The 13,959-nt window shown below is 40.8% G+C and carries 12 protein-coding genes; 2 read left to right on the top strand and 10 right to left on the bottom strand.

Translation table 11 applies throughout. From position 1 onward, the window contains the following. Positions 1-4 precede the first annotated feature (4 nt). The 10 genes from deoB to ACIFUW_RS00185 all read right to left on the bottom strand — a co-directional run bounded on the left by deoB (position 5) and on the right by ACIFUW_RS00185 (position 10,772). A complete protein-coding gene (gene deoB, locus ACIFUW_RS00230; protein WP_002289199.1) occupies positions 5-1,171 on the bottom strand; it encodes a phosphopentomutase in 1,167 nt (388 codons plus the stop codon). A 98-nt stretch (positions 1,172-1,269) separates the two neighbouring features. After that, positions 1,270-2,226, bottom strand: a complete 957-nt coding sequence (locus ACIFUW_RS00225) for an ABC transporter permease (RefSeq protein WP_002289200.1) — start codon at positions 2,224-2,226, stop codon at positions 1,270-1,272. Next, positions 2,226-3,359: an ABC transporter permease gene (locus ACIFUW_RS00220; protein ID WP_002289201.1), complete on the bottom strand. Its 1,134-nt coding sequence runs from the start codon at positions 3,357-3,359 to the stop codon at positions 2,226-2,228. The genes ACIFUW_RS00225 and ACIFUW_RS00220 overlap by 1 nt, the downstream gene beginning before the upstream one ends. Continuing rightward, positions 3,352-4,914 carry an ABC transporter ATP-binding protein gene (locus ACIFUW_RS00215; RefSeq protein ID WP_002289202.1) on the bottom strand — a complete coding sequence of 521 codons (1,563 nt, stop codon included), beginning with the start codon at positions 4,912-4,914 and terminating at the stop codon, positions 3,352-3,354. Before ACIFUW_RS00215 ends, ACIFUW_RS00220 begins: the two co-directional genes overlap by 8 nt. Before the next feature lie 211 nt (positions 4,915-5,125). Beyond that, positions 5,126-6,208 carry a BMP family lipoprotein gene (locus ACIFUW_RS00210; RefSeq protein WP_002289203.1) on the bottom strand — a complete coding sequence of 361 codons (1,083 nt, stop codon included), beginning with the start codon at positions 6,206-6,208 and terminating at the stop codon, positions 5,126-5,128. Between the two features lie 65 nt (positions 6,209-6,273). Beyond that, entirely contained in the window at positions 6,274-6,672 is a 399-nt protein-coding gene (locus tag ACIFUW_RS00205; protein WP_002289205.1) for a cytidine deaminase, read from the bottom strand. Positions 6,673-6,692: 20 nt separating this feature from the next. Continuing rightward, on the bottom strand, positions 6,693-7,355 hold the full coding sequence (gene deoC / locus ACIFUW_RS00200; protein ID WP_002289206.1) for a deoxyribose-phosphate aldolase: 663 nt from the start codon (positions 7,353-7,355) through the stop codon (positions 6,693-6,695). Positions 7,356-7,400: 45 nt separating this feature from the next. Beyond that, the gene (locus ACIFUW_RS00195; RefSeq protein WP_002289207.1) at positions 7,401-8,702 is read right to left on the bottom strand and encodes a pyrimidine-nucleoside phosphorylase; all 1,302 of its coding nucleotides are present in this window, start codon (positions 8,700-8,702) and stop codon (positions 7,401-7,403) included. Between the two features lie 140 nt (positions 8,703-8,842). Beyond that, a complete protein-coding gene (locus ACIFUW_RS00190) occupies positions 8,843-9,859 on the bottom strand; it encodes a LacI family DNA-binding transcriptional regulator (RefSeq protein WP_002294322.1) in 1,017 nt (338 codons plus the stop codon). Positions 9,860-10,166: 307 nt separating this feature from the next. Further along, positions 10,167-10,772, bottom strand: a complete 606-nt coding sequence (locus tag ACIFUW_RS00185; protein ID WP_002304012.1) for a class I SAM-dependent methyltransferase — start codon at positions 10,770-10,772, stop codon at positions 10,167-10,169. Positions 10,773-10,967: 195 nt separating this feature from the next. Between ACIFUW_RS00185 and coaA the strand changes: the two genes are divergently transcribed. Together coaA and guaA are read left to right on the top strand one after the other, a co-directional pair. After that, the gene (gene coaA / locus ACIFUW_RS00180) at positions 10,968-11,891 is read left to right on the top strand and encodes a type I pantothenate kinase (RefSeq protein ID WP_002288627.1); all 924 of its coding nucleotides are present in this window, start codon (positions 10,968-10,970) and stop codon (positions 11,889-11,891) included. 58 nt (positions 11,892-11,949) lie between these two features. Further along, positions 11,950-13,515 (top strand): glutamine-hydrolyzing GMP synthase, encoded by a 1,566-nt coding sequence (gene guaA, locus ACIFUW_RS00175; RefSeq protein ID WP_002288629.1) that lies wholly within the window; start codon positions 11,950-11,952, stop codon positions 13,513-13,515. The last annotated feature ends 444 nt before the right edge of the window (positions 13,516-13,959 follow it).

The raw sequence follows: 13,959 nt of genomic DNA, 5'->3' as shown, positions 1-13,959 counted from the left end.
AAGATTATTTTAATAATTTCAAGAAGCTTTCGCCATTTTCAGTCGAAGAAACACTAAAGTTCTCAGCAATCGTTGCTGAAATATCTGAATAATATCCTTGAGGCAATGCCCCTTGTTCTTTCATTTTTTTACTGTAAACCAATAACGGTACATATTCTCGCGTATGATCGGTACCAGTAAACGTCGGATCGTTTCCGTGATCGGCTGTAATCATTAGCAAGTCGTCTTCTTCCATCGCTTCAAGCAATTCTGGAATTCGTAAGTCAAATTCTTCAATCGCATGCGCATAGCCGACTACATCCCGACGATGACCGTATAATGCATCAAAATCTACTAAATTGGTAAAGCTGATTCCTGAAAAATCGTTTTTCATAACTTTCAGCAGCTGGTCAACGCCATCCATATTGCTTTTCGTGCGGACAGATTCAGTGATTCCTTGTCCGTTGAAAATATCGTTGATCTTTCCAACAGCAATCACGTCCTTTCCTGCTTCTTTCAAAGAATCAAGGACTGTGTGTCCGAATGGATTCAACGCATAATCATGGCGATTGCTTGTTCGTGTGAAGTCTCCTGGTTCACCCACGTACGGACGTGCAATGATTCGGCCAATCATATACGGATCATCTTTTGTTATATCACGAACGAATTGGCAAATCCGATATAATTCTTCTAAAGGAATGATTTCTTCATGTGCCGCGATCTGAAGGACAGGATCGGCAGAAGTATATACAATTAAATCGCCTGTTTTCATTTGGTGTTCACCGTAATCGTCAATAACAGCTGTTCCGCTATAAGGTTTGTTACATACGACTTTACGGCCAGAAAATTCTTCGATTTGTTTGATCAGATCATCAGGGAATCCATTAGGAAACACACGAAATGGAGTTTTGATATTCAATCCCATGATTTCCCAGTGGCCTGTCATCGTATCTTTCCCTACAGAAACTTCTTCTAATTTCGTCGCATAGCCTTGATGATCTTTCACTGATTCCACACCTTCAAGAGGACGGATCGTTCCTAAACCAAGCTGCTCTAAATGTGGAACGTTCAATCCTGCTTCTTTCGCAATGTGTCCTAATGTATCAGAACCAACATCACCGAACTTATCGGCATCTGGTGCTTCTCCAATTCCTACTGAATCCATGACGATCAGATGTACGCGTTTAAACATGATTATTCCTTCTTTCTTTTTATTTTTATTGCCTTTAAAACAAAAAGGGCGAGACGAAAAACACTTCCCGTAACCCACCCTTTTTATTCGCTAAAAGATTATTTTGATTTGATATAGTTCTTCCCGTTTGCTTTTGGACCAGAAGCTTTCCCTAAGAAAACAACCAGCACAATGATTGTCAGCAAATATGGAGCAATTTGCAGCAATACTGGCGGAATCGAAGAAATAACTGGTAATTGTGCGCCAATGATACTCAAGCTTTGAGCAAAACCAAAGAACAATGAGGCACCCATTGCCCCTAAAGGATTCCACTTACCAAAGATCATAGCAGCCATGGAGATGAACCCTTGTCCAACGATCGTACCAGCTGAAAAGTTACCGGAAATCGACTGAGCAAAAACAGCACCGCCCATACCGCCTAACAAGCCAGAAATCAGTACGCCTGAATAACGCATAGCATATACATTGATACCTAATGTGTCGGCAGCTTGAGGATTTTCACCAACTGAACGGAGGCGCAAGCCGAATTTCGTCTTGAAGATGATCACCCAAGCTAGGACAGCAATCAAAATAGCACAATAAGCAGGTAAGAATGTATTTTTAAAGAAAATTGGTCCAATGACCGGAATATCTGCTAATCCTGGGAAAGAAAAATACCCCAGATTCTGCGTGATGTTATCAGTTTGACCTTTACCATACCATGCTTTGATCAAGAAAACACCTAAAGCAGGTGCCATCAGATTAATTACTGTCCCGCTGATAATATGGTCAGCACGCAAACTGACTGTTGCTACTGCGTGAATCAGAGAAAATAGGATACCTACGACGCCACCCACTAAAATAGCGATCCATGGTGTCATAGAACCAAGTGATGGACTCATCGTCAAGTTGAAAACGATGGAACTAAAAGCACCCATGACCATGATTCCCTCTAGCCCTACGTTTACGATCCCGCTTCGTTCAGAAAAAGTTCCGCCTAGTGACGTTAGAATTAGCGGTGTTGAATAAACCAGTGTAGAAGTAAGGATCAAGGCAATTAATTCGATAGTCGACATTATAGTTCGCCCCCTTCATGGTTTTGATTCGTTGGTTTCGATTCTATTGTCGCAACGATCTCTTCTTGTTTTTTCCCTTGGAAGACTTTAGCCATGACGAAACGAATCAGGAAGTTGATCCCGACAAAGAAGATAATCAAAGCAATCGATACATTGACGATCTCAAACGGAACACCTGCTCCTGTCTGCATGCCAAGTCCACCGATCTTCAAAATACTGAACAAGATCGCTGATAAAAGAATACCGATTGCTGATCCAGAACCAAGCAAGGAAACAGCCATTCCGTCAAATCCAATAGATAGCGAAGTCGTTTGAACAAAGAAGTTTTGATACGTTCCTAATCCTTCAACCACACCGCCAAGCCCTGCCAAAGCGCCAGAAATGACCATCGACAAAACGATCGTACGTTTACTACTCATTCCTGCATACTCAGAAGCAAAAGGATTCAATCCAACAGAACGGATTTCAAATCCTAAAGTCGTTTTCTTCATCAGCAGCCAAACGAAAATAAGCGCGATGATTGCTAAAAATAATCCTGAGTTTACGCGAGAGCCGCCAAAAGCTTGTGTTAACCATGGTAACCGCAGTGAGGCATTTTGACTGATCATATTGGAAGAGTCCAAACTTGAGCGATAGCTTTCAGGCATCACTTCATGTAAAGCAAATGTGCTTACGTATAATAAGATATAGTTCATCATGATTGTTACGATCACTTCACTTGTTCCAAAAAATGCTCGAAGTAAACCTGGAACAGCCGCTGCCATCGCACCAGCTAAGGCACCTAAGATCACGCATAACGGAAGCAAAACAACTTTTGGCAGATCTGGAAACGCAAGTGCCACCCAGACACTGACGATCCACCCGCAAAGTGCTTGTCCAGAAAGCCCAATATTGAAAAACCCAGCTGAGTTAGCTACAGAAAAACCTAATGCTGTAAAAATCAACGGCGTTGCTTGCCTTAACGTTTCACCTATCCCTCTTTGCGAACCAAGGGCTGCATCTAGCATAGAAGAATAACCTTGGATGGGCTGAAAACCAAAAGCAGCCATCAATATCGCGCCTAAGATCAATCCTAAAACAACTGAAAGTACAGGCACTAATAAATTACGGAATTTTTCGCTGCGATCATTCATGTGCGCCAGCCCCCTTTTCTAACTCTTTTCGTGCTTCTTCTAAGGTATAGCCCGCCATCAATAGACCTAATTCATTTTCAGATGTTTCTTTCGGATCAACGATACCGACAATTTCTCCTTCATGGATAACAGCAATACGATCCGAAACATTTAAAATTTCTTCTAATTCGAAACTGATCAGTAACACTGCTTTGTATTTGTCCCTTTGTTCGATCAGACGTTTATGAATAAATTCGATCGCACCTACATCCAGTCCACGAGTTGGATTTGCAACAATCAACAGATCAGGATCTCGGTCGACTTCACGAGCGATAATTGCTTTTTGCTGATTTCCGCCTGATAAAGCTTTTGCGGGAACAAGTTCATTCGTTGTTCGAACATCATATTCTTCGATCAATTCTCTGGCATGTTCATTCATTACTGAATAATTCAGCATGCCGTTTTTACTGTAAGGTTTTTGATGATAGGTTTGTAGTGCGATATTTTCAGATAATGTCATATCTAGGACTAACCCGTATTTATGACGGTCTTCTGGCACGTGTCCTACACCATGTTCAGTGATTTTTCGGGGTTTTTTATTAGTGATGTCTTCCCCTTTTAGCTTGATATGTCCGCTTTCTGCCTTTCGCAAACCAGTCAAAGCTTGGATCAACTCCGACTGCCCGTTTCCATCGATTCCAGCGATACCAAGTACTTCGCCAGCACGAACCTCTAAGTTCAAGTTTTTCACGGCTTCTAATCCACGATTTTCTTTCACCACTAGATTTTCAATAGACAAAACGACTTCTTGAGGCTTCGCTTCTTTTTTCATCGTTTTGAATGAAACCGTTCTTCCAACCATCATATCGGCTAATTGTTGTGAGGTTACGTCTTTAACGTTGACTGTACCGATTCCTTTTCCACGGCGGATAACTGTACAGCGGTCAGCTACTGCTTTGATTTCATCTAACTTATGCGTAATCAAAATGATCGACTTGCCTTCTTTGACTAATTCCTTCATGATCACGATTAATTCATCAATTTCTTGAGGGGTCAATACAGCTGTCGGCTCATCAAAAATCAGTACATCTGCTCCTCGGTAAAGTGTTTTTAAAATTTCTACCCGTTGTTCCATTCCAACTGAAATATCACGAACGTAAGCATCTGGGTTGACTGACAATCCATACTGTTCAGAAACTTTTTGGATCTCTTTTCGTGCTTTTTTATGGTCAAGCATCCCTGCGCGACTAGGCTCGCTTCCCAACACGATGTTTTCTGTTACAGTAAAGGCATCAACAAGCATAAAGTGCTGATGGACCATCCCAATCCCTAATTGGTTGGCTTTGGTCGGACTTGTGATCTTTACTTCTTTCCCACGCATCAAAATTTTCCCTGATGTCGGCTCTAATAATCCGGAAAGCACGTTCATCAATGTAGATTTGCCAGCACCGTTTTCTCCAAGCAACGCATGAATTTCTCCTGCCTTTACTTGTAAATTGATGTTGTCATTTGCCTTGAATGTTCCAAATTCTTTGGTAATATTCTGCATTTCTATGACAATATTTTCTTGAACCACCTTTTTTTCACATCCTAACGATTTCTATCTAGGGCAACGATTGACTAAGATTCACGCTTAGTGAGCGTTCTTCTTTTGAAACAAACATTACTTCAGGGAGTTGTTCCCTTATCCAAACTGTCACAAGGCAGCTTGGATAAATGAACAATTCTTGTTCTAATCAAACCATAGCCTTGTCAAACATGTGTCTAACAAGGCTATAGAAATGGTTTTAGTTTTCTTCAGGAGTTTCTGGAACTTTTACGTCACCTGAAATGATTTTTTCTTTTGCTTCATCAACTGCTTTTTTCGCTTCGTCAGAAAGTTGTCCTTCTGTTAGACCAACACCGTCTTCTTTCAATCCATAAACAGTGTGTTCGCCGCCAGGGAATTTACCGTCCGCTGATTTTTGTGCCAAATCTTCTACTACTGTTCCAACTGCTTTCAGTGTAGATGTCAATGTGAAGTTTTTCTTTTCGCCGTTTAATGTGTATTCGCCTTCGTCTGATTGGTCGCGGTCAACACCGATAACCCAAACTTTTTTGTCGCCTGATTCGTTCAATGATTTTGCTTCTTGGAATACACCGTTACCTGTACCGCCTGAAGCATGGAAGATGATATCTGCGTTTTGTGCATACATACCTTGAGCAATTGAACGTCCTTTATCTGGAGCAGAGAAGTCACCAGCATATTGATTCAATACTTTGATTTCTTTTCCTAATTCTTTCGCACCTGCATCAACACCGGCTTTGAATCCAGCATCAAAACGATCGATTACTTCACCTTTTACACCGCCGATAAAGCCGACTACGTTTGTTTCAGTCGTATAAGCTGCTGCAACACCTGCAAGATAAGAAGCTTCGTTGTCTTTGAAAGTTGCAGATACAACGTTATCTAATCCATCGATGACATCATCGATAATAACAAAGTTCGTACCTGTATTGTTTGTTGCTTGTTCTTGGATCGCTGGTTTTAGTTTATAACCAATACCAAAAATCGTTTTGAATCCAGCATTCAATGCTTGGTCAATATTTGGGATGTAATCTGATTCATTTGAAGATTGGAAATATTGGAAGCCATCATTTCCTCGTGAAAGTCCTTGATCTTTCCCCCATTTTTCTAGTCCTTCCCAAGCTGACTGGTTGAATGAACGGTCGTCTACACCACCTGTGTCTGTGATCAATGCTGCAGTTGTTGTGTCTGATGAGCTTTTGCCACCGGATGAATCAGTAGAGCCGTTGTTGCCGCATGCACCTAAAAATAACCCTGCTGCTAGTGCGACAGCACCTAAACCAAATAATTTTGCTTTTTTCATTTCTGTAAAGCCTCCTAAAATAATTGTTTTATTTTTCAACAGTCAGCTGACTGAATGAACATGAGTTATAGATCTTTTTCAGTAAATGCATAAGGCAGCAGTGCACGAACGGTCGTTGCCTTCGTCACACCATTGTCTCCTACTAGCGTAACCGGCATATCAGGGGAACAGAATTCTGCCATTACTTGTCGACATGCACCACAAGGAGAGATAGGATCGGGGGTGTGCCCCGCTACGACTAGATGCGTAAATGTTTTTTCTCCTTCAGATACTGCTTTGAAAAAAGCTGTGCGCTCGGCACAATTCGTTAATCCAAATGATGCATTCTCAATGTTGATGCCTTGATAAATCTTGCCTGATTCCGTTACGAGACAAGCGCCTACCGGAAAATGGGAATAAGGAACATAGGCTTTATCTAACGCTTCAATAGCTGTGTTGATCCATTCTTGTTTGAGTTCTGCCATGAGCTTCTCCTTTGAAAAAATTAATAGCCTTCACCAGTTGAACCAGATACGATTGCTACTCCTGCGCTTGTTCCGATTCTTGTAGCACCAGCTTCGATCATTGCCATTGCTTCTTCTTCGTTATGGATACCGCCGGAAGCTTTGACACCCATTTCTGGTCCTACAGTTTCACGCATCAAACGGACATCCTCTACCTTTGCTCCGCCTGTTGAGAAACCAGTTGATGTTTTGACAAAATCAGCGCCTGCAGCTTTTGCTATTTCGCAAGCTCGGATGATTTCTTCTCTATCTAATAACGATGTTTCAATAATAACTTTGACAAGCGCACGATCTTTTGCTGCTTCAACAACTGCTTCGATATCTTTTTGGACTTGTTGATCATCCTTTGATTTCAAAGCACCGATATTGATGACCATATCGACTTCATCTGCACCGTTATTGATGGCATCTGTTGTTTCAAATGCTTTTGTCTCGGGTGTGTTTGCTCCTAGAGGAAACCCGATTACTGTACATACGGCTACTGGCTCACCTTGTAATTGTTCTTTCGCTAGCGCAACCCATGCTGGATTGATGCAGACAGAATAAAAATGGTATTTTTTTGCTTCTTCGATAATTTGCATCACAGCTTCTTTAGATGCGTCTGCTTTCAAAATAGTATGGTCGATCATTCGGTTTAGTTCCATTTCTTTTCCCCTTTTCTTTAAAACGGTAAAGTCCGCTTTTTTCCTTTATTCTGTGATGATGTCATGAATCAACGTTGGCTTCATTGCCGATTCACCAATTTCAATATTTTTATATAATAATTCAATGACAGAAGTGATTTCTTCGTCGTTACTATAGATCGTCAATAGTGACTCACCTTTTGTCACAGTGTCACCAATTTTTTTATGCAGTTTCAATCCAACAGCGTGATCAATATCTTCTTCTTTGGTTTTACGCCCAGCACCTAGCATCATTGCAGCAATTCCTAATTCATTTGCCACGATTTTTGACACAACTCCGCTTTGTTTAGCAGGAAGCTCCATTGTGTAGCGTGCAGTCAAAATTCGTTCTGGATGTTCCACGATCGCTGGGTCTCCCCCTTGATTTTGGATCATTTCTTTGAATTTTGCTAACGCTTTACCTGATTCCAGAGCTTCTTGAAGCAACGTTCTTGCTTCATCGGTTGTCTTAGCTTTGCCAGCAAGAACAACCATTTGGCTTCCTAAGGCGTAGCACATTTCTACTAGATCTTCTGGACCATTTCCTTGTAATGTTTCGATTGCCTCGACAACTTCTAGACTATTTCCGATAGCTTCGCCAAGAGGTTCTGACATATCTGAGATAACCGCCACTGTTTCTCGGTTAGCCAGTTTCCCAATGCTCGTCATGGTCTTTGCCAGACGTCTTGCATCTTCGATGTTCTTCATGAAAGCACCGTCTCCAGTGGTCACATCCAAAACGATTGCATCTGCTCCTGCCGCGATTTTTTTACTCATAATCGAACTGGCAATCAGCGGAAGAGAATCAACGGTCGCTGTGACGTCACGCAAGGCATACAATTTTTTGTCCGCCGGTGCCAAGTTTCCTGATTGACCAATTACCGCTACTTTACTTTCATTAACAATGCGTACAAATTCTTCATCCGAAAGCTCGATCTGAAATCCGGGAATTGCTTCTAGCTTGTCTAGTGTACCACCTGTGTAACCTAGACCGCGTCCAGACATTTTAGCCACTGTCACTCCGACACTAGCTACTAGGGGGGCTAAAATCAATGTGGTCGTGTCACCAACGCCACCTGTCGAATGCTTATCTACCTTTATTCCTTCAAGAGAACTCAAATCGATGACATCACCAGAATTAGCAATCGCCAATGTTAAGTTCGTGATTTCTTCATTTGTCATGTCTTGATAAAAAATTGCCATCAATAATGCACTGACTTGATAATCTGGAATCTTTCCATTCGTATAGTTCGTGACGATGTACTCGATTTCCTCTTTCGACAGCTCGTTTCCATCCCTCTTTTTTTCAATCAGATCCACCATTCGCATTGCCTGATCCTCCTTGTCTTCATTCGGTATTATACATTATTTTTAGGAAAGGTAAACCACTTTAGTAAACTGGTTTACTAAAAATAAAAAAAGCACTAACTAGCCTTTGTAAATGCTTACATAAGCAATATACCGCCGAGTTAGCCCTTTGTCAATACTTTTACGCTCTCACGAATAATTAATTTTGTTTCGAACACTTTGTTCGGAACTTTTCTTTGAGGAAATTCGATCGTATCGATCAGGAAACGTGCAGCATAAAATCCAATATCAAAACTTGGCTGCTGCACTGTCGTCAATTGCGGAATCATGTATTCTGACAGCTTTAATCCATCGAATCCTATGACTGAGATATCTTCTGGGATTTTTTTGCCCAATTCATCGATCGCCTGATAGCATCCGATCGCCATGGCATCATTCCCGCAAAAAATAGCCGTGATATCTTTATGTTTGAGTAATTTTTTTGATGCAGTATATCCACCTTGGACAGTCAACTCTCCATGTTCAACAAATTTCCCATTAAAAGGCAGGCCATGATCTTTCAGCGCATGACGATATCCGTTGAAACGTTCTTCTAATTGATAGTATCCAGTGGTTTCCTTCAGCATGCCGATCTTCGTATGGCCATTTTCAATAAACAGCGAAACAGCTTGATAGGCGCCCTCATATTCCTTTACGATAAGCCGTCCGTTATCCCGACGATTCAATCCGCGATCGATTAAAATGATTGGCATTTTTTGATAAAAACCGCTGTCTAATGCATATTTCTCAGGTAAAATATTTGGTGTGGCCAGCAAGATTCCGTCCACTGAGCGGTGGGAAAGCTCTTGTAAATACTTGATCTCATTTTCTTGGCTATGACGAGAATTGCATAACATGATCACATAGCCCAAAGGATTCAAATAGCTCTCTACACCTTCGATCAGTTTGGAGAAGAAGAAATCAGTGACATCAGGGACGATCATTCCGATGGTCTTTGAATGTCGATTGATCACATTTGAAGCGAAATAATCGGGCTTATAATGATGTTCATTCACGATCGACAACACTTTTTTTCTTGTCTTATCACTAAATCTGCTTCCTTTGTTATTCAAAATCTGTGAGACAGTTGTTACTGATACGCCTGCCATTTCTGCGATATCTCTGATGGTCAGCTTCATCCTATTGGCTCCCTTCTATCTAAATTCCCTATCAGTGTACCAAAACCCCCAAGAAAAGAATAGAGAAAAAAGGAAAGTATGTTTTTTGATAAAAACCTCCTTTATCTACCGACTTGGCAGCCTTCTATACAAGTTCTGTATCTTATTTATTTTATCGTAAAAAACAACGACTCTGTTCCTACTATTTCTTTTTGAAGAAAAAATAGTTCTTTGTTTTTAAAAACTTCTCAACAAAAAAAGAACTGATACGTACCCGTACATGCACGCCCAGTTCCACTCTTTCGTCGCTCCACTATTTTTCAGCTAGTTATTCTTTCACACTTTTGATGATATAATATCCTTTATCTTTTGTGACGATTTCTGCATTACCAAATGTTTCTTCCATTTTCTTTTGCGCACTCGGCGCTCCTTGTTTCTTCTGGATCACAATTGTCAGTGTACCGCCCTTCTTCAACCGAGGATATGCGCCTGTCAAAATTTCATGTACAACTTTTTTTCCAGCACGGATCGGCGGATTGCTTACGATAGCTGCATAGGTTTCTTCATGAACTGCTTCATAGATATTCGATTGATGGATATCAACATGTTCGATTTGGTTACGCTTTGCGTTTCCTTGCGCTAGACTTACCGCTCGTTCATTAATGTCGACCATTTCAACAAACCGCTGTGTCGCAAATGCCAAAGCTAACCCAATCGGTCCATACCCGCATCCCACATCTAAGATCTTTCCTTCATCAGGTAACTCTTCCCAATCGAAAGCATCAATCAGGACACGTGAACCATAATCCACTGTTTCACGTGAAAATACACCAGAATCTGTTACAAATTGAAAGGTTCTGCCTTTTAACTCAAAAGCCCATTGTTCAAAATCGTGCGCCGTATCTGGGCGTTCAGAATAGTAATGATTTGTCATGTCTTCCATCCTTCTCATTTCTTTCATGACAACAGTCTATCCTTTTATGTATCCGTGCGCAAGTCAAGAATAAGACTCCGTTTCTTTCTATTATAAAGATTATACAAAAAGATCGGCAATCTCTCTTAAGTGGTGGGGTTTGCGTTTATTTTGTGTTAAAATAGTTCCATTGATGGGAGAACGCAGGAGGCTAATATGAATGATCCAATGAACTACTACCGTGTGGCAAGAGAAGAATGGCGAGAATTTTATCGTAATGGGCAAGCACCTTTGACACAAGATGAACTAGATAATATCAAAAGTTTGAATGACCGCATTTCCATGCAGGATGTTCGAGATATCTATGTACCTCTTGCTCATCTGATTTATCTTTATATGAAAGAATTTGAATCTTTGTTCTTGAGTAAAGGTTTATTTCTTCATAAATACGTAGAAGTACCGCCTTTTATTATCGGGATCGCCGGAAGTGTAGCCGTTGGAAAAAGTACAACAGCCAGACTGCTGCAGACGATTTTGTCTCGTACCTTCAAACGAAGAAACGTTCAGCTGATCACGACTGACGGATTTCTTTATCCAAATCGTATATTAAAAGAGCGTGGAATCATGGACCGTAAAGGATTTCCTGAAAGTTATGATATGGAGATGCTGATCGATTTCTTGAACCGTGTAAAATCTGGTCAGGAAGAGATAAAAGTACCTGTTTACTCACATGATGTGTATGATATCATTCCAGACAAGTACGAATTGATCCAGCAGCCTGATATCTTGATCGTTGAGGGGATCAATACGCTTCAATTACCTGCGAATCAGCAAATCTACGTCAGCGACTTTTTTGATTTTTCTGTCTATGTCGATGCCGATCCCGTGCTGATCGAAAAATGGTATTTGGATCGTTTTGGTGCGTTACTGGATACGGCTTTCCAAAATCCAGAGAATTATTATTATCGTTTTGCTATCGGAGATCGTGAAGAAGCCTTTAAAATGGCAAAAGATGTATGGAAAAATGTGAATTTGAAAAATTTACAGGAATATATCTTGCCTACACGAGGAAGAGCCGATATAATTCTCCATAAAACTGAAAATCATATCATCGATTCGATTTTCATGCGAAAATATTAGCATTTTAAAATAGTTTGACTATTTTGAGATAAAATTTAAAGGGATAGGGGTAATAAATTTGACAAACGTTGCCGATATGACGAACGTTGAAAAGATTATCGTATTAGACTACGGTAGTCAGTATAACCAATTGATCACAAGACGTATTCGTGATCTTGGAGTCTTTTCCGAATTATTGAGCCACCGCATTACTGCAGAAGAAGTAAAAGCGATGAATCCAAAGGGAATCATTCTTTCTGGCGGACCAAACAGTGTATATGATGAGAATGCATTTGGGATCGATCCTGAGATCTTCAATTTAGGTATTCCTGTATTAGGGATTTGCTATGGTATGCAATTGATCACGTACAAACTTGGCGGTTCCGTAGAGCCTGCTAAAAACCGCGAATATGGGAAAGCCTTGTTAGAAGTAACAAGCGATCAAGCTGTCTTGTTTAAAGAAACACCAAAACAACAAACAGTATGGATGAGCCATGGTGACTTGGTAACTAAAGTTCCTGAAGGCTTTGAAACAGTCGGAACAAGCAAAGATTGTCCGATTGCTTCTATCCAAGACACAACACGTAATTTTTATGGTATCCAATTCCATGCAGAAGTACGTCATTCCGAATACGGAATCGAATTGCTGCGCCACTTTGCCTTTGATGTTTGTCACTGTGAAGGTAACTGGACAATGGATAACTTTATCGATATGCAAGTAGAAAAAATCCGTGAACAAGTTGGTGACAAAAAAGTCTTGCTTGGTCTTTCAGGTGGCGTTGATTCTAGTGTCGTTGGGGTTCTTTTACAAAAAGCGATCGGTGACCAATTGACATCTATCTTTGTTGACCACGGTCTGCTACGCAAAGGCGAAGCGGAACAAGTAATGGAAAGTCTAGGCGGAAAATTCGGCTTGAACATCATCAAAGTCAATGCAAGAGATCGCTTCTTAGACAAGTTGAAAGGTGTATCTGACCCAGAACAAAAACGTAAAATCATTGGGAATGAATTCGTATATGTTTTTGATGACGAAGCAACAAAACTTGCTGGTGAAGAAGGCGTCTCTTTCCTAGCACAAGGAACGTTGTATACTGACGTTATCGAATCTGGTACAGAAACAGCACAGACGATCAAATCTCACCATAATGTAGGTGGACTGCCAGAAGATATGCAATTTGAATTGATCGAACCATTAAACACATTATTCAAAGACGAAGTCCGTGAATTAGGGACTCAGTTAGGCATGCCTGATTCAATCGTTTGGCGTCAGCCATTCCCTGGTCCTGGTCTTGGTATTCGTGTTCTTGGCGAAATCACTGAAGACAAGCTAGAAATCGTACGCGAATCTGATGCTATCTTGCGTGAAGAAATCGCAGCTGCTGGACTTGACCGTGATATCTGGCAATATTTCACTGTTCTTCCAGGGATCCGCTCTGTCGGTGTTATGGGTGACGGACGTACTTACGACTACACAGTCGGTATCCGTGCTGTAACTTCAATCGACGGAATGACCGCTGACTTTGCCCGTATCCCATGGGAAGTCTTGCAAAAAATCTCTGTACGTATCGTAAACGAAGTAGCCCACGTCAACCGTATCGTGTATGACATCACTTCTAAACCACCAGCAACAGTGGAGTGGGAATAAAGAGCCAACATAATATGGAGGGGGAATCCCTATAAATCAACATTCTTCAATAGCTAAAATGCTTGATTTTCATTAAAAATAAGATGGTTCCCTACCAAAAGAGACTATAATATAAGTTAATTTGTTTCATTCTTATCATAAAAAGAAGTTCTCGAAAAACGAACTGTTTTCCGAGAACTTTTTTCTATCCATCTAAGTGCTCAAATCATATTCACGACGGAATTCTAAGGTTACCCTTTCTTAAACAAACTTTATGTTATCTGCACAACTTTTTGCAATTTTTTCATTGCTTCTTACGAAATCGTTGAACTCTCTTTAGCATAATACAAAGTGTAGATGAAGTCTGGTGCTTTACTCGTTTTGGTAAAAATGACTGGAAATCGTTTCTGGTTATTTTTGGCAAAGGCGAGGTGCAGGTTCGATTCCTGCCTTCTACGCTAACGA

It is taken from the genome of Enterococcus sp. PLH-Efm8 (genome assembly GCF_053011625.1).
This window is presented reverse-complemented; position numbering and strand designations above follow the sequence as displayed.

Excerpts from the sequence above, each read along its gene's own strand:
- deoB (WP_002289199.1), bottom strand. The coding sequence starts at position 1,171 with ATGTTTAAACGCGTACATCTGATCGTCATGGATTCAGTAGGAATTGGA.
- ACIFUW_RS00225 (WP_002289200.1), bottom strand. The coding sequence starts at position 2,226 with ATGTCGACTATCGAATTAATTGCCTTGATCCTTACTTCTACACTGGTT.
- coaA (WP_002288627.1), top strand. The coding sequence starts at position 10,968 with ATGAATGATCCAATGAACTACTACCGTGTGGCAAGAGAAGAATGGCGA.
- ACIFUW_RS00190 (WP_002294322.1), bottom strand. The coding sequence starts at position 9,859 with ATGAAGCTGACCATCAGAGATATCGCAGAAATGGCAGGCGTATCAGTA.
- ACIFUW_RS00185 (WP_002304012.1), bottom strand. The coding sequence starts at position 10,772 with ATGACAAATCATTACTATTCTGAACGCCCAGATACGGCGCACGATTTT.
- ACIFUW_RS00210 (WP_002289203.1), bottom strand. The coding sequence starts at position 6,208 with ATGAAAAAAGCAAAATTATTTGGTTTAGGTGCTGTCGCACTAGCAGCA.
- ACIFUW_RS00220 (WP_002289201.1), bottom strand. The coding sequence starts at position 3,359 with ATGAATGATCGCAGCGAAAAATTCCGTAATTTATTAGTGCCTGTACTT.
- deoC (WP_002289206.1), bottom strand. The coding sequence starts at position 7,355 with ATGGAACTAAACCGAATGATCGACCATACTATTTTGAAAGCAGACGCA.
- ACIFUW_RS00205 (WP_002289205.1), bottom strand. The coding sequence starts at position 6,672 with ATGGCAGAACTCAAACAAGAATGGATCAACACAGCTATTGAAGCGTTA.
- ACIFUW_RS00195 (WP_002289207.1), bottom strand. The coding sequence starts at position 8,702 with ATGCGAATGGTGGATCTGATTGAAAAAAAGAGGGATGGAAACGAGCTG.